This window comes from Acidimicrobiia bacterium (genome assembly GCA_030584185.1).
Taxonomy (GTDB): domain Bacteria; phylum Actinomycetota; class Acidimicrobiia; order Spongiisociales; family UBA11373.
The window spans coordinates 204,374-219,678 of the sequence record CP129495.1; the positions used below are offsets into that span (position 1 = coordinate 204,374).

Annotated in this window: 20 protein-coding genes and 1 tRNA gene; 1 reads left to right on the forward strand and 20 read right to left on the reverse strand. The window is 68.0% G+C overall.

Annotated elements, in window-relative coordinates; all coding sequences use genetic code 11:
• Positions 1-3: 3 nt before the first annotated feature.
• The 14 genes from QY307_01025 to der all read right to left on the reverse strand — a co-directional run bounded on the left by QY307_01025 (position 4) and on the right by der (position 9,779).
• Positions 4-222 carry a hypothetical protein gene (locus QY307_01025; protein ID WKZ82864.1) on the reverse strand — a complete coding sequence of 73 codons (219 nt, stop codon included), beginning with the start codon at positions 220-222 and terminating at the stop codon, positions 4-6.
• Between the two features lie 214 nt (positions 223-436).
• A complete protein-coding gene (locus QY307_01030; protein WKZ82865.1) occupies positions 437-901 on the reverse strand; it encodes a MerR family transcriptional regulator in 465 nt (154 codons plus the stop codon).
• Positions 902-1,036: 135 nt separating this feature from the next.
• Positions 1,037-1,531 (reverse strand): bifunctional nuclease family protein, encoded by a 495-nt coding sequence (locus QY307_01035; protein WKZ82866.1) that lies wholly within the window; start codon positions 1,529-1,531, stop codon positions 1,037-1,039.
• 9 nt (positions 1,532-1,540) lie between these two features.
• Positions 1,541-2,107: a hypoxanthine phosphoribosyltransferase gene (gene hpt, locus QY307_01040; protein ID WKZ82867.1), complete on the reverse strand. Its 567-nt coding sequence runs from the start codon at positions 2,105-2,107 to the stop codon at positions 1,541-1,543.
• Complete coding sequence (locus tag QY307_01045; GenBank protein ID WKZ82868.1) at positions 2,104-3,150, reverse strand: serine hydrolase; 1,047 nt, start codon at positions 3,148-3,150, stop codon at positions 2,104-2,106. The genes hpt and QY307_01045 overlap by 4 nt, the downstream gene beginning before the upstream one ends.
• 1 nt (position 3,151) lies before the next feature.
• Positions 3,152-3,841: a MerR family transcriptional regulator gene (locus QY307_01050; GenBank protein ID WKZ82869.1), complete on the reverse strand. Its 690-nt coding sequence runs from the start codon at positions 3,839-3,841 to the stop codon at positions 3,152-3,154.
• Positions 3,838-4,224 carry an FHA domain-containing protein gene (locus tag QY307_01055; GenBank protein WKZ82870.1) on the reverse strand — a complete coding sequence of 129 codons (387 nt, stop codon included), beginning with the start codon at positions 4,222-4,224 and terminating at the stop codon, positions 3,838-3,840. The genes QY307_01050 and QY307_01055 overlap by 4 nt, the downstream gene beginning before the upstream one ends.
• 60 nt (positions 4,225-4,284) lie before the next feature.
• Entirely contained in the window at positions 4,285-4,662 is a 378-nt protein-coding gene (gene gcvH, locus QY307_01060) for a glycine cleavage system protein GcvH (GenBank protein ID WKZ82871.1), read from the reverse strand.
• Positions 4,659-5,246 carry a CDP-alcohol phosphatidyltransferase family protein gene (locus tag QY307_01065; protein WKZ82872.1) on the reverse strand — a complete coding sequence of 196 codons (588 nt, stop codon included), beginning with the start codon at positions 5,244-5,246 and terminating at the stop codon, positions 4,659-4,661. The genes gcvH and QY307_01065 overlap by 4 nt, the downstream gene beginning before the upstream one ends.
• A complete protein-coding gene (locus tag QY307_01070; GenBank protein ID WKZ82873.1) occupies positions 5,243-5,650 on the reverse strand; it encodes a hypothetical protein in 408 nt (135 codons plus the stop codon). Before QY307_01070 ends, QY307_01065 begins: the two co-directional genes overlap by 4 nt.
• 45 nt (positions 5,651-5,695) lie before the next feature.
• A complete protein-coding gene (locus QY307_01075; protein WKZ82874.1) occupies positions 5,696-6,124 on the reverse strand; it encodes a septum formation family protein in 429 nt (142 codons plus the stop codon).
• 597 nt (positions 6,125-6,721) lie between these two features.
• Positions 6,722-6,796 (reverse strand) — tRNA-Pro (locus tag QY307_01080).
• A 128-nt stretch (positions 6,797-6,924) separates the two neighbouring features.
• Complete coding sequence (locus QY307_01085) at positions 6,925-8,454, reverse strand: acyl-CoA carboxylase subunit beta (GenBank protein ID WKZ82875.1); 1,530 nt, start codon at positions 8,452-8,454, stop codon at positions 6,925-6,927.
• Positions 8,451-9,779, reverse strand: coding sequence for a ribosome biogenesis GTPase Der (gene der, locus QY307_01090; protein ID WKZ82876.1), 1,329 nt, complete (start codon positions 9,777-9,779; stop codon positions 8,451-8,453). The genes QY307_01085 and der overlap by 4 nt, the downstream gene beginning before the upstream one ends.
• Before the next feature lie 52 nt (positions 9,780-9,831).
• Between der and ispH the strand changes: the two genes are divergently transcribed.
• Positions 9,832-10,878, forward strand: a complete 1,047-nt coding sequence (ispH, locus tag QY307_01095; GenBank protein ID WKZ82877.1) for a 4-hydroxy-3-methylbut-2-enyl diphosphate reductase — start codon at positions 9,832-9,834, stop codon at positions 10,876-10,878.
• Here ispH and cmk read toward each other — a convergent pair.
• The 6 genes from cmk to QY307_01125 form a co-directional block, all read right to left on the reverse strand.
• Positions 10,875-11,552: a (d)CMP kinase gene (gene cmk, locus QY307_01100; GenBank protein WKZ82878.1), complete on the reverse strand. Its 678-nt coding sequence runs from the start codon at positions 11,550-11,552 to the stop codon at positions 10,875-10,877. The two genes, ispH and cmk, sit on opposite strands and share 4 nt — an antisense overlap.
• On the reverse strand, positions 11,510-12,775 hold the full coding sequence (gene aroA, locus QY307_01105) for a 3-phosphoshikimate 1-carboxyvinyltransferase (protein WKZ82879.1): 1,266 nt from the start codon (positions 12,773-12,775) through the stop codon (positions 11,510-11,512). The genes cmk and aroA overlap by 43 nt, the downstream gene beginning before the upstream one ends.
• On the reverse strand, positions 12,772-13,341 hold the full coding sequence (locus QY307_01110; GenBank protein ID WKZ82880.1) for a pseudouridine synthase: 570 nt from the start codon (positions 13,339-13,341) through the stop codon (positions 12,772-12,774). Before QY307_01110 ends, aroA begins: the two co-directional genes overlap by 4 nt.
• 125 nt (positions 13,342-13,466) lie before the next feature.
• Positions 13,467-14,060 (reverse strand): SMC-Scp complex subunit ScpB, encoded by a 594-nt coding sequence (gene scpB / locus QY307_01115; protein WKZ82881.1) that lies wholly within the window; start codon positions 14,058-14,060, stop codon positions 13,467-13,469.
• Positions 14,045-14,809 carry a ScpA family protein gene (locus QY307_01120; GenBank protein WKZ82882.1) on the reverse strand — a complete coding sequence of 255 codons (765 nt, stop codon included), beginning with the start codon at positions 14,807-14,809 and terminating at the stop codon, positions 14,045-14,047. Before QY307_01120 ends, scpB begins: the two co-directional genes overlap by 16 nt.
• A 40-nt stretch (positions 14,810-14,849) precedes the next feature.
• A complete protein-coding gene (locus QY307_01125) occupies positions 14,850-15,245 on the reverse strand; it encodes a hypothetical protein (protein WKZ82883.1) in 396 nt (131 codons plus the stop codon).
• Positions 15,246-15,305: the final 60 nt, after the last annotated feature.

The window sequence follows — 15,305 nt, forward strand, 5'->3', positions numbered from 1 at the left end:
GCCTCAGCCGGTCTGCGAATCGCCCAGATTCACCACCTGGATGGGCCCGGGAATGCGCGTCGGAGCGGGCATGGCATCCATCTCCAACGGCGGCTCCAGGTCGTACTTGATCAGCAGATGGAGGAAGTCTCGCTGGTAGAAGATCTTGCATCTGACTTCGGGATGGTGTTCGGCGAGGAGTCGGACCTTGCGGTTCTTCTTGGTGACCAGCTTCTGGTTCATCGTGGTGATCTCGATGAAGATCCCCTCGTCGGGGAGGTAGAAGTCTGGGGTGAACCATCCCGAGGGCTCCCCCGACTCGTCGAACTCGATGGCGAACGACTTCGGCTCGTACTCCCAGGTGATCCCGTAGAAGTCGAGGAGCCGTGCGAACTGCCTCTCGCTGTCGTGGGCGAAATCGGCGAGATCGGCAGGGCTCTGGAAGTCCAGTGTCAGGTCACGCCTCCATCGTTGCGGGCATGGCGGCGTCGCCCGACTCCGGGAAGAGGCGGTGGATCTCCCCCTCCAACTCGGCCTGAACCGGCCCGACGGCTATGCCGAAAACTCCCTGGCCCCGCCGGAAGACGTCCACCACTTCGTCGGCACTGTGGGCCGCGTAGATGGTGTTGCCGTCGGAGAGCAGGGTGACGTCGGTGAGGGGCGTGTCGCTGTCGAGCTGCTCCCGCAGCAGATCCATGGCCTGGCGAATCTTCTTGAGGCTCATCCCGGCGTCGAGCAGCCGCTTCACGACACGGAGCTGCACTATGTCGCCGAACGAGTACATTCGCTGGGTGCCGGACCCATTGGCGGCGGCGAGGGAGGGACGAAGCAGATCGGTTCGTGCCCAGTAGTCGAGCTGTCGGTAGCTGATGCCGACGACGTTGCACACCTGGGGTGCTCGATACCCTTGCTCGATGGTCACGACGCCCTCCTCGAGTTGCCGCAAGCTTACACGCCCGTAATTCGGGTTCGTGGAACTACGGTGATGAAGTTAGGAGAGGCGGCGTCGAGTTGTCAACAACCCCTGTGGACAACTCCCGCAAGGGCGCTCCTGGACTCATTGATTGCGGTCGAAATCTTCGGGCGTCACCGAATCGAGGAACGAGCGGAAGCGCTCCACTTCGGTCTCCTCGTCCTCGTCTCTGATCTCGACTCCCGCCTCGTCGAGGACCGCCGATGCCACCGAGATCGGGGCGTCGGCGCGAGCCGCAAGAGCGATGGCGTCGGAGGGACGCGACGACACCCTCAGCTCCTCGGCCTGACGCCTCAGGACGAGGTCGGCGAAGAACACGCCGTCACGCAGGGCGGTCACGAGGACCCCGTCCACCGTCGCTCCCAACGCCTCGACTACATCACGCAGCAGATCGTGGGTCATCGGCCTCTGGGGTTCGATGCCTTCTAGCGCCAGGGCGATGGCGGTCGCCTCCGAGGCCCCGATGAAGATGGGCAGGTAACGAGAGGCTCCCGTCTCGCGCAGCAGCACGATCGGAGTGTTGGTGGGGAGCTCGATGCGTACCCCCACCAACTCGACGGGGATGCCCTCCGGCGTCATGACTTCAGCCTACCCGGCCTCCGAGAACACACGCCGTGCCAGGATGTCCGGATCTCCCCGGAATACGGCGAGGTCGAGCACGGCCCAGAGTGAAGGCAGGTTGCGGTATCTCCCCTCCCAGTCCAGGCCGTACCCGAGCAGGAACTCGTCACCCACCTCGAACCCCCGGTACTCGAGGTCGACGTCGACTATTCGCCGGGTGACCTTGTCGACCAGAGTCACCGTGGCGAGGGATGCCGGGTTCCTGGTCCCCAGGAGACCGAGGAGGTAGGACAGGGTGAGCCCGGTGTCCACGATGTCCTCGACGACGATGACGTCGCGTCCGGTGAGCGGTGTGGCAGAGTCGACGGCTATCGCCACCCTGCCCTCGTCGCCGAATCGGGTCAGGCTGAGGAAGTCGATCTCGAACTCGGGCGGGAGCCTCCGGCTGAGATCGGCGAGGAATGGAACGGCGCCGTTGAGCACCCCGAGCAGCACAGGGTCCCTGCCTGCGTAGTCGGCGGTGATCGCTGCTCCCAGTTCGGCCACCCGTCGCCGGATGGTGTCGGCGTCGACGACCTCGGCGAGTGGCTTCACGGGTCGCCTCCGAGCAGAACCGGCAGCATCTCCCGGAACCGGGCGTTGAGATCGTCGGTGAGGGGCGTTCGATCGGGAGCCGTCGGTTCGCCGCCATCCAACCCGCCTGCCGCCGCCAGCCGGGGCAGGTACCACTCGGGAAGGAGCAGGGCGAGCTCGGTTCCCACGACCGGAGCGAAGAAGTGGTCGCGGGGGCCCATGGTCGTCATCGCCCATGCGACGAGCTCGCGCGTGGCGACGCGCCGTCCCTTCGATCCGAGCACAACGGCCAGGATCCGATCATGCTGGGTCTCGGTGTAGGAGAGGAGCACCTGGCCGGCGCTGACGGTGTCCCCCGTCTTGAGACCGAGGTAGCCGGGAAACACCCCCAGCAGGCGGTTGGTCGAGTCGACGGTGAACTCCCTGGGGGCCAGCCGAAACGGGATGCTCTTTATCCTCGTCGTGGCCAGGACGTCGGGATGAAGCAGCGCCTCGCGGCCGAGAGCGATCAGGTCGTTTGCCGTCGAGACCTGGCCCTCGGCGTCGAGGCCGTGGGCGTTGACGAAGTGGCTGTTCGCCATTCCGATGGCCTGCGCCTTCTGGTTCATCAGGACGGCGAAGGCCTCGGGGCTGCCGGAGACGGCTTCGCCGAGCGTGGCCGACGCCACGTTGCCCGAACCCACCATGATCAGGGAGAGCAGGTCTCGTACCACCCAGGTCTCTCCGGTGCGAACATCCTCCTGACCCACGTACCCGATCGGCGTGCTGCCGGCCCGAGTGGACACGGTGGCCTGCGAGTCGAGTGACAGGTTCTCGACGACGAGGATGGCGGTGAGCAGCTTGGTGATCGATGCCGGGGCCGACTGCGCATCCGGGTTCTTGGAGCCGATCTCAGCCTCACGCGTCGCCGAATAGACCTTCCACGACGAGGCATCGATGGCAGGCGCCTCAAGGGCGGGAAACACCGGCATTGGCGGTGGCGGCAGATCGACCGGCTTCAGGCCGGGCACGACACTGCCGGCACCGAGGGCGAGCGTCAGGACGATCGAAGTGAATGTCGCCACGTCAGCGGCCCAGTGTTTCGCGCAGGTCGGCTCTCACCATGGCCTCCTGCATCTCGCGCGCCGCCTGAGCGACGTCGGCGAGCATCTCGGCCGCCTGACGGCGGGCAGCCGGGGTGGCATGGCGAAGCATCGGCCCGGCGAGTTGCCGGAACAGATCGACCTCGCGGTTGGCGCCCAGCCGGATCGTTCGCAGGTGGCGGGCCTCCAGGCCGTGGCCCACCATGCGGTAGGCGGCCCGCAGGACTGCCACGTCATCGGAGTCGAATGCGGCGGCCCCACCCTGAGGAGCGACGAGCACCCCGTGTTCGAGCAGCTGGCGCACGAGCGTCTCGGGAACACCGGCCGCCTCCGCCGCCTCGGAAGCACCCAGATTGCGCCCGTCTGAGGCGAAGTACGCACCGGCGGGAGGCCCGGCTGCCGGTGCCGGCGCAGTCGACTCGCCCCGCTCCCAGGCGGTCATCTTCGCCTTGATCACGCGTAGGGGCAGGAAGTGGTCACGCTGCTGCCGGAGCACGTATCGGATCCGCTCCAGGTCCTCTGGACCGAACTCCCGGTACCCGGAGCGGGTGCGAGGAGGGTTGATGAGGCCCTCCGCCTCGAGGAATCGGATCTTGGAGACGGTCACATCCGGGAACTCGGACTTGAGTGCCTCGGCCGCTTCGCCGATTCCGATACGGGCCGCCGCCTTCATGAGCCGCGCACCACACCCAACCGGAATCTGCCGATGATCACCTCGTCGCCAGCGACGAGCTCGGCTTCTTCCTGACGGGTCCCGTTGACATAGGTGCCATTGGTGGACCCCATGTCGGTGACGAAAAGCCGGCCGCCACGCAGCTCGAACCGAGCATGCCGACGCGAGACGGTCACGTCGTCGAGGAAAATGGTGGCGTCCGGATCGCGACCCGCCAGCACCTCATCCCCCACCGTCCAGTAGAGACCCGAACGCGGGCCCGACGCCACCATCAGTGCCCATCCCTTCAGACCGTGGACGGGTGTGTCGACGTCCGGTGCCAGGGAGTCGTGGGTCTCGGTGGCCTCGCCCTCACCCGTTTCCTGAGGCGAGTCGTGTGTCACCGTCCAATCGTAACGCTGCGACCGGCGAAACAGCGGCAACCTTCGACCAACGGTCGAAGGTCATGCGATGAGCCGCTCGTACGCCTCGGCGTCGAGGAGCGACTCGATCGATCCGGGATCTGCGGGAGCGATCTCCACGAACCAGGCTTCGCCGTAGGGGTCGGCGTTGATGATCTCGGGGCGGGCGGCGAGCTCGGTGTTGACGGCCAGGATCGTGCCTGCGCACGGGGCGTATACCTCGGCCAGGGACTTGGTCGACTCGACCTCGACGATGGTGTCGCCGGCCTCGACGACCCTCCCCACCTCGGGAAGGTCGACGAACACGACGTCGCCGAGAGCGTCCTGGGCGTAGTCGGTGATCCCGATCCGTACTCCTTCGGCGCTCGGGAGCACCCATTCGTGCTGGTCTGTGTAGCGGCGGTCCCCAGGCGGGGTCACTTCGGCTCCTCGTTGTCTCGAAGTGTCGAGGATACCTGGCTGTCGTCCCGCCCGACGAGGGCGAGCACGTCCCGGGCATACAAGGCGGCGGCGTACCAGTAGAGGGCCAACCCCGTGATGCCCACCACCCAGGCGAACCATCGAAAGAACTCTCCCTCGCCGCCTGCGTGGAGCATGAAGCCGGGCAAGGCGAAGTAGATCGCGAAGGTGGCCACCTTGCCCACGCGCCGCACCGGAATCCTCACTCCCCGTCGGGCCACCGCCCAGCCGGTGCCGGTGATCACCAACAGCTCTCGCGCCAGGACGGCGAGCGTGAACCAACCCGGCAAGACGCCGGCCGCCCAGCCGGCCAGGAGTGCGGTCATGACGGCGGCGCGATCGGCGATCGGGTCCAGGATCTTGCCCAGCTCGGACACCTGTCCGAGGCGACGGGCCAGATACCCGTCCACCCAGTCGGTCGCCCCGATGAAGCCGAGCAGCAGCCCGGCGGCGGTTGGATCGTCACGCCCGACGAGAAGCCAGACGAACACGGGTATCAGAGAGATCCGAACCGCCGACACCGCGTTGGGAATCGTGAGGATCACGGCGTCGAGCGCAGCCGAAACGGGATCCGCGCCAGCTCCTCCCCATCATGGTCGACCACGAAGACGTAGCCGCCAGGGTTGGGGAACCGAACGTTCCCGAAGGCCCCGACCAGTGGCACGACGGTCGCCGCCCCCGGGGGTATCGACGCCGGGGCCCCCACCCTGAGGTTGCCCTGCGACTCGACCCCCATGTGGTTGCCGTCCTCGTCGAAGAGGGCGATTCGCAGGCCGAGGTCTCTGTTGCGGTCGGCGGGACCCACCTCTGCCACCAGGACCACCGCCAGGCTCCGGTACACGACCGGGAACGAGCGAGCGGTGATGGTGTCGAACGCACCACCGAGCACGTACAGCTTTCCGGCGGTGACCTGAGCGGCGTCGGCCAGCATCGCCGAAGTCAGCCGCATGGACGAGACGCCTTCCGGGGTGGGCTCACCTGGTGACGCCCCCCGTCATCTTGCCGCCCCGCGCATCGAGCCGGTCAGCTTGCTCAGGTCGAGGGCGTAGATGGCGCAGTAGACCACCCGGTCCCCGTTCTCCCAGCTCTCGGCCGTTGGCGTGATCGGGAACAGATCGAGGTCGGAGTCGGCGTACGGCATTCCGACGAATGGTTCGAACTCGGCCAGGCATCGAGTGGCGGCCAGGTTCATCGTCTCTTCTCGACCGGGGTACACCGCCTCGGTCATCTGGTACTCGAAGTAGATCTCGTTGTCGTGGGGTTGGGTGCAGTCGACGGTGGTGACCGCTTCGACCTCGTCGGCCACAGAGGGAGGATCGTCGAAGCAGTCGCCGACGGCGAGGTCGAACACCGAGGTGTCGTCTCCGCAGGCACCGACCACCACCGTCAGTGCGAGCACGATCGTGGCGATACGGGTGGTCATGGCGTTCCTCCGCAGGTCGGTTGCGATGATCGTAGCGATGACCGCCTCGCCGCCCGACCGCCTGAGCGCGGCGTCGGTCGGGCTGGCCGGATTTGAACCGGCGACCTGGTGGTGTGGTCCGAGCGAAGCGAGGGCGTGGGAGGGTGGGTTTCGGGCCCGGTTAGGGGCCGAGGCCACCCGACCCTCTTGGGGCCGGGTGCGGCCTCGTCGGGCTGGCCGGATTTGAACCGGCGACCTGGTGGTGTGGTCCGAGCGAAGCGAGGGCGTGGGAGGGTGGGTTTCGGGCCCGGTTAGGGGCTGAGGCCACCCGACCCTCTTGGGGCCGGGTGCGGCCTCGTCGGGCTGGCCGGATTTGAACCGGCGACCTGGTGGTGTGGTCCGAGCGAAGCGAGGGCGTGGGAGGGTGGGTTTCGGGCCCGGTTAGGGGCTGAGGCCACCCGACCCTCTTGGGGCCGGGTGCGGCCTCGTCGGGCTGGCCGGATTTGAACCGGCGACCTGGTGGTGTGGTCCGAGCGAAGCGAGGGCGTGGGAGGGTGGGTTTCGGGCCCGGTTAGGGGCCGAGGCCACCCGACCCTCTTGGGGCCGGGTGCGGCCTCGTCGGGCTGGCCGGATTTGAACCGGCGACCTCTTGACCCCCAGTCAAGCGCGCTAACCAAGCTGCGCCACAGCCCGTGGGTCGGAATCCTACCGGAGCCGGTCGATCACCCAGGCGAGACCCTGCACGGCTCGGAGCGCCAGGTACAGGGCGGCCGCGGCGACCAGGATCCGAAACCCCCACGGAGTTGCTTCTTGGCCGTCGTTCACACCGGAGGCACCCCGTGACGCCGCTCTGAGAATCCGCGATCCCGATTGGAGGCGTACGCCAGCCTCTTCAACAGTTCCTCTCGGAGATCGGCCGCCTCTACCACGGCATCGATCACCAGGTCCGAGGCGAGACGCATCAGGTCGACGTCGATCTCGTACTCGGCCCGGCGAGCGGCGACGAAAGCGGCTCGTTCGGCGTCGTCGTCGATCTGCTGGATGGCGTTGTAGAACACGGCGTTCACGGCCGGTTCCGGTCCCATGACGGCGATCTCGGCCGTCGGCAGGGCGAGCGTGGCGTCGGGGAGGAATCCGGGCCCGGAGAAGGCGTAAAGGCCGGCCCCGTAGGCCTTGCGCACGATCACCGAGATCCGGGGCACGGTTGCTTCGGCGATGGCGGTGAGCATCTTTGCGCCTGCCCGGATGATCCCCTGCCGCTCCACCTCCGAGCCGATCATGAACCCGGGCACGTCGGCGAAGAAGATGAGAGGGATGTTGAAGGCATCGCACAGCCAGATGAACCGTGCCGCCTTGTCGGCGGAGTCGACGAAGAGCACTCCGCCGAGGTGCTGGGGTTGCGAGGCCACGATCCCCATCGGCCGCCCCCCGAGACGGGCCAGGGTCGTGATCACCTCGGGCGCGAACAGCTCCTTGATCTGCAGGAGGGATCCGTCGTCGAAGACTGCCCGCAGCAGTTGCACCATGTCGTATCCCTGCTTGGGATCCTCGGGCACGACTCCGGACGGTTCGATGCCCTCGGGGTCCTCGAAGTCGTACAGGGGCGGCTCCGTGGCGAAGTCGGCGGGCATGTAGGAGAAGTAGGCGCGCGCCCAGGAGATGGCCTCGGCGTCGCTTCCGACCAGGGCGTCGCCGCAGCCGCTGGTCGTGCAGTGCATTCGCGCTCCCCCCATCTCTTCGAGCGTTGTGTGCTCCCCCACCACCATCTCGGCCATGCGGGGCGATCCCAGGTACATCGAGGCGTTGCCCTCGACCATGACGACAACGTCACAGAACGCCGGGATGTAGGCACCACCCGCTGCCGAGGGCCCGAAGAGGCAGCAGATCTGGGGGACCCTTCCGGAGAGCCGGACCTGGCTGTGGAAGATTCGCCCCGCTCCCCTGCGCCCCGGAAACAGGTCGACCTGATCGGTGATCCTGGCCCCGCCGGAGTCGATGAGGTAGAACACCGGGAGCCGCTCCTGATACGCCGCTTCCAGCACCCTGATGATCTTCTCCACGGTGCGCGCTCCCCAGGAGCCGGCCTTCACCGTGGGATCGTTGGCCACCACCACGACGGGTCGGCCATCGACCGTGGCGCGGCCGGTGACCACGCCGTCGGCGCCGAGTCCCTCGTCGCCGGAGATGTTGGCCAGCAGGCCGTCCTCTACGAAGGAATCCGGATCACACAGCAGGGCTACCCGTTCCCGGGTGGGGAGCTTCCCCTGGTCGGCGAGGCGGGAACGGTGCCGCTCCGGTCCTCCGAGCCGGGCGCGCTCGGCGGCTCTGCGAAACCGTTCCTGCTGGCTCACGCCTTCTCCCTCGGCCGTCGTCTACGGGCCACCAAGCGTATCGGCGTGCCGACGAAGCCGTACTCGGAGCGCAGGCGGCCTTCCAGGAAGCGCAGATAGTCAGGACCGATCTCGCCGCCCCGTGTGAAGAGGACGATCGTAGGTGGTTCGATGTCGGCTTGAACGGCGTACATGATCCGTCCCCGGCGGCCCCCTCGTGTCGGAGGCGGATGCGCCTCCTGGAGCGCCTCGATGAGGCGGTTGAGCTCGGGCGTCGGGATCCGGATTCGGCGGTTGGCGAGCACCTCCTCGATGGCACCCCCGAGGCGATGGAGACGGGCGCCGGAGAGGGCCGAGATCCGCAGTAGTGGAGCCCAACCGACGAAGGCGAGACGGTCGGCGGCATCGACCGTGGTGCGTTCCTTCTGCTCGGTGTCGGTGGCATCCCACTTGTTGAGCAGCACCACCAGGCCTGCTCCCGACTCGACGATCTCCTCGGCGAGTCGCTGCTCCTGGTGGGTCACCCCTTCGACTCCGTCGACGACGAGCAGCACCACGTCGGCATCGTCGAGCACCTCGCGCGCCCTGATCACCGAGTAGAACTCGGTTGGCTCGTCCACCTTGGCGGCACGCCGGATGCCGGCGGTGTCCACGAGGCGATAGGGTCTCCCTCCGATCTCGACCATGGTGTCCACCGGGTCACGGGTGGTTCCCGGCACGGAGCTCACCAACACTCGGGGCCGGCCGACCAGCCGATTGAGCAGCGTGGACTTGCCGACGTTGGGGCGGCCCACGATGGCCAGCGTCGGCGGACTCTCCCCCACGGGTTCTGGTCTTGCCTCGGGCAGCAGGGCCACGAGTCGGTCCAGCAGGTCACCCACATTCCGGCCATGGAGTGCACTGATCGGCACCGGCTCCCCCAGGCCGAGCTTCCAGAGGCCCCCCGCCTCCCGATCCACCCGTTCCCCGTCGGATTTGTTGGCCACCAGCAGCGCCGGGACCTGCGACCGTTGCACGATCCGGGCCACCGCCTCGTCGTCCTCGGTGGCGTCAGTGGTGGCGTCGGCGACAACGAGCACCACGTCGGCCGCAGACACCGCGGCTTCGGCCTGGGCGCGGATGTCGGGCGAGAGATGGTGATCTGCCGCCTCCCAACCTCCGGTGTCGACCAGGATGAAGCGCGTCCCGGCCCACTCGGCGTCGAACTCGCGACGGTCACGCGTCACTCCGGGTCGCGCCTCGACGACGGCGGCCCGACGCCCGAGGACTCGGTTGACCAGGGTCGACTTGCCCACGTTGGGCCGGCCGACGACGGCCACGACGGGAGTCGCGTTGCGAGGGGGCATGACCGCAGGATAGGGATGCGTCCTGGCTCCGGGCCTCACCTACGATTCGGTCATGGTGGAAAAGGTGCTCCTGGCCGAGCCGCGGGGCTTCTGCGCCGGCGTCGAGATGGCGATCAAGGCGCTCACGTGGATGGTGGGCATCTTTGAGCCACCGGTGTACTGCTACCACGAGATCGTCCACAACGTGGCAGTGGTCGGTGTCTTCGAGCGGGCAGGCGTTCGATTCGTCGAGTCGATCGACGAGGTCCCCGAGGGTGCCCCGGTGATGCTCTCGGCTCATGGTTCTGGCCCCGACGTCGTGGCGACGGCAGGGGCCCGGTCGGCGGTTCTGGTCGATGCCGTCTGTCCGTTGGTTACCAAGGTTCATCACGAGGTGCGCCGCCGCGCCACCGACGGTTTCGACATCGTCTATGTAGGGCACGAAGGGCACGACGAGGCGATCGGCACCGTGGCGGTTGCGCCCGGGGCGGTCACGTTGATCGATCCCGAACGGGGCCTGGGAGAGTTCGAAGCCAGGGATCCGTCGCGGGTCGCGCTCCTCGCCCAGACGACCCTCGGTCTACACGAGTGGCAGTCGGTGCTCGACTCCGCCAGGAGCCGCTATCCGGAGCTGTGGACCGCTCGCCGCTCCGACCTCTGCTACGCCACCACCAATCGCCAGGAGGCAGTGCTGGCGTTGGCGGACCGGTGCGAGCTGGTGCTGGTGGTCGGCTCCGAGAACTCGTCGAACACCCAGGCGCTGGTTCGGGTGGCACGCACTCGCGGCGTTCCGGCGTATCGCGTCGAGGCGCCCGATGTGATCGATCCGGCGTGGCTTCGGGGTGTGACGACGGTCGGGGTCACCGCCGGTGCCTCGGCGCCGGACGGTGCCGTTCGGGCGGTGATCGCCGCAGTCGCTCCCGAGCATGGTGTGGAGACACTCACCGTCACACCGGAGGACGAGTACTTCCCTCCCCCGCCTCAGCTGAGGGCCTTCGTGAGTGCGCTGCAGGCGGCGGTCGAGTTCGGCGTCACCGCTCGCCATCCCGGCCGGCCCGGCCCTCTCGAGGACGATCGAGCGTGGAACGCGACCAGGGCGCTCGAGATGTTGGGCGCCTAGACCGCTCCGACAAGGTCGAGGATGGTGGCAACCACCTGGGAGGCGGCCAGGTGGGTGGTGTCGACGATCACGGCGTCCCCGGCGGGGCGAAGCGGAGAGGTCTCTCGCGACGAGTCGAGATGGTCCCGCAGCGACATCTTGGCGGCGAGATCGCCGAGATCGGCACCGCCCGACTCGGGGTCGCGGGAGCGGCGCATGGCCCTGGTGGCGACATCGGCGGTGAGGAACACCTTGACCGGGGCGTCGGGGAACACGGCGGTGCCGATGTCCCGACCCTCGACCACCGCCGAGCCGCCGTGGTCTGCCACCCACTCGCGCTGCATCTGAACGACCCGCTCCCGGACGCTTGGATGGGCGGCGACGATGCTCACCGCGTCGGTGACTTCGCCGGAGCGCAGTCGCCCTCCGATCGGGGTGCCGTTCACCACGAGCAGGCCGTCGGCGAAGTCCACCGCGGCGTGGGCGAGGCTCAACAAGACGTCGTCGGCGGCTGCCGGGTCCCGGCCGGCTTCCAGGGTGAGCAGGGTCGCCAGGCGGTAGTAGGCCCCCGTGTCGAGGTGGGGTATCCCGAGAGCGGCCGCCACACCGCGCGCCACTGTCGTCTTTCCCACACCGCTGGGCCCGTCGATGGCTACGACCAGGCGTCGTCGAGTGCGTTCATGAATCCCGGCCATGAGACCGCCATCACCTCCATCCCGTGGATCTCGACCCTACCGGCTGCGGCAGCGGCGACGGCTGCCGCCATGGCGAGCCGGTGGTCTTGCCTGGAGTCCACCCGTCCGGGCTTGAGGGAGCCACCGGTCACGATGAAGCCATCCGGCGTCTCCTCGGCGGTGCCACCCAGGGCGCGAACCATGGCCACCACGCCTTCGATCCGGTCGCTCTCCTTGTGTCGCAATGTGCCGGCATCGGCGACCACGGTGTCCCCCGGAGTCACCGCGGCCACCAGGGCCACCAGAGGCAGCTCGTCGATCGTTCGCCACGAGAGGTCCCCGGTCACCTCGGTGGCTCGAGACGCCGGTCCGACGACGGTGACGTCACCTACTGGATCGCCGAGGATCTCGCCGGTGGGCTGAACGGTCACCGCCACCCCCATTTTCGACAGCACCTCCAGGATTCCGACACGGCCCGGGTTCATCGAGACCCCGGGCGTCGTGACGCGACCTCCGCTCAGGACGGCTGCGGTCCACATGAATGCGGCGGAAGAGGGATCCCGGGGTATCACCACATCGAGTGGCGGCACCGATCCCGGCAGCACCCGGAAACCCTCGTCGCCGAGCGGGGCACCCAGCCCGAGGGCGTGGAGCCAACGCTCGGTGTGGTCCCGGAAACCGGCCGGCGAGCGGATCGTCGTCTCGCCAGTCGCCTGGAGCCCAGCCAGCGCCGCCGCTGTTCGCACCTGAGCCGACGGGATCGGCAGCTCGATGTGGGCTCCTCTCAGGCGGCGGCCCCGCACCGTGATCGGCGGGAGTCCATGGGAGCCGGCGGAGACGTCGGCACCGAGCTCCGCCAGCGCTTCGACCAGCACCCTCATCGGGCGCCGCCGGACGGATGAATCTCCGGTGAGCACCGCCTCGAGCTTCCCGCCGGCCAATGCACCTGCGAGGAGACGAACGGTCGTTGCCGAGTTCTCGGCATCGACGTCAGAACCGGGAGCGGACCAGCCGGAAACACCCGGCGACGTGAGGATGCCGTCCTCCGATATCCGCACCCCAAGCATCTCGAGCGCCCGGATCGTGGCCGCCACGTCCCGGCCCGGGGCCAGCCTCGCCAATCGGGAGACGCCGGTGGCCATGGCCGACAGGATCAGAGCCCGGTGCGAGAGCGACTTGTCACCCGGGACCTCGACCGTGGCGCCAACCGGCCGCCGAGGACCGACGACGACGGTGACGGTCATTGCCGCCCGCCCGCCGCATACAGCTGGCGGACCTCGTCCATCGAGAGTGGGCGCCAGGAGCCCGGAGCGAGCGTCGGGTCGCGCAGCGGGCCGATCGCAACCCTGACCAGTCCCACGACTTCATGTCCCAGTGAGGCGAACATTCGACGAACCTCGCGTTTGCGGCCCTCCCCCATCACCACTTCGACCAGGCTGCGATCTCGCGACCGATCGACCAGCCGAACCTCCTGCGCCCGCGCCAGGCCGTCGTCGAGCTCGACGCCATCCATGAGACCGGCGAGGACGTCCCTTCCCGGGTGCCCGGCCACCTTGGCGATGTAGGTCTTGGTGATCCCGAACCGCGGATGGGTGATCAGCTCGGTCAGTTCGCCGTCGTTGGTGAGAATCATCAGTCCCTCCGACTCGAGGTCTAGGCGGCCCACCGGGTACACCCTCGTCCCGGCAGGCACCAGGTCGACCACCGTCGGACGGCGCTGTGGATCGTCGGCGGTGCTCACCACCCCCACCGGCTTGTACACCAGGTAGTAGACCAGGCCCGGCTTCACGGGGAGGGCAACGCCATCCACCTCGACCCGGGCGGTCTCGGGATCGATCTTCTGGCCGAGGTGTGCCGGGGCGCCATCGACCGTGACCCGACCTTCCCGGATGAGGTCTTCGGAGGTACGGCGCGATGCGATACCCGAGTGGGCGATCAGCTTCTGGAGTCGTTCGATGATTCCTCCGGGCGGAAGGGGCGCTCCAGGGCGGCGACCACCTCGGCAGGCGGCACGTGGTCGGCGAGCGGCGGGAGATCACCGAGGGAGGCCAGCCCCATCTTCTCGAGGAAGAGGGCAGCGGTTCCATAGAGGAGCGCCTGACCCGAGCCGGGCGCCGTTCCGATCACCTCGATCAGGCCACGCGCCTCCAGCGTCCGCAGCGACTGTTCGGAGTCGACTCCCCTGATCTCGGCGACCTGTCCCCGCGACACCGGCTGGCGATATGCGACTACCGCCAGCGTCTCCAGTGCTGCCCGGGAGAGGCGGGTGGCGGTGGGGCCGGCGGCGAAACGCTCCAGGTGGGGACGCAGGTCGGGACGGGTGTACAGCCTCCACCCCCCCGCGACCTGGCGCAAGACGAGGCCACTGCCGCTCCTGGAGAGCCGCTCCCCGAGCGTGTCCAGAGCCTGCTGCACATCATCGGGAGGAGCCTCCAGCACCTGGGAGAGCTCCGCCGAAGGCACGGGTGAGTCGGACACGAACAGGATCGCCTCGATGGCGGCAACCGTGTCCATCAGGAGTGATCCCATTCGCTCAATACGACATCGGGCTGCCGGTCGGTGCGTCTGAGCAGGATCGGCCCGGTGTGGTCTTCCTGACGGGCCTCCACCAGGCCCCAACGCGCCAACTCGAGCAGGGCCAGGAAGTAGGCGATCAGCTCCATGGGTCGGTCGAGGTGGGCGGTGATCCGGTCGAAATCGGTCTCGATGGCCGCGTCGAGACGCCTGCGCAGGTCGGAGATCGCCAGGGTCACCGACGGCAGGTCGAGGTCGAGATGGTCGAGGTCGGGCTCTTGGGATGAGCGAGCGGCGAGGGTGCTGAGGAGGCGGGCGAGTTCGAGTGCGGTGGCGCCGATCCGGATCTCGGCGGGGGGTGGGTCCACCCCCGGATCGAGCCCCACGTCTCGCCCGAGCATGAGAGACGTCGACTCCATGCGATGGGCGAACACCGCCGCCACATCCTTGAATGTGAGGTTGGCCAGGAGGCGCCCGAGCAGCCTGTCGCGCTCCTCAGCCAGCAGCAGGTCTTCGTCCAGATCGATCTCGGTGTCTCCGGGGAGGAGGCTCCTTGCCTTGAGCTGGATGAGCGTGGCCGCCACCACCAGAAACTCGGAGGTCACCTCGAGATCGAAGGACTGGAGCAGGTCGAGGTGGGCCAGGTACTCGGACACGAGGTCGGACAGGCTCAGGTCCATGACATCGAGGCGGTGTGCGGTGATCAGTTGTAGGAGCAGGTCCAACGGACCCTCGAACACCGGTGTCTTGACCTCGTACTCCATCACGAGGACATGGTATTGCCCGGGCGCCGCGGTCCCGACATCATTCCAGGTCGGCGGCGAGCAGGAGCGCCCAGTCGTCGGGATGGACGCCGGGTGGAGGCCGGTCGGAGTCGTGTCCGGCGAAGGCGGCGACGACCTCAGGGAGCCCCAGATCGGCCAGCTCGATGGCACCGAGCCGCCCGTGATCGAGGTACGCCTGCATGCGCGTGGTGACCGGCAGGCGCATACGGACCAGAAGCGAGGCCACCACCCTCGCCATCACACCGAGCCGAGAATGGCGCTTGCCGACGTCGTGGAGGAGAGCCGCCTGGATCAGGTCCTCACGGTCGGGTCTCATGGTGGCCACGCGGACGGCGCAGCGAAGCGCATGAGCCTGATCGACGACCTGCTGTTCTTCGAAGAGTCCCAATGCCGCACCCTGCAGATGGTCGGCCACGAACAACTGGTCGGCCGGAGAAGGTCGCCGCGCACCTAGCGATCCGAAGAAGCGTCGGAT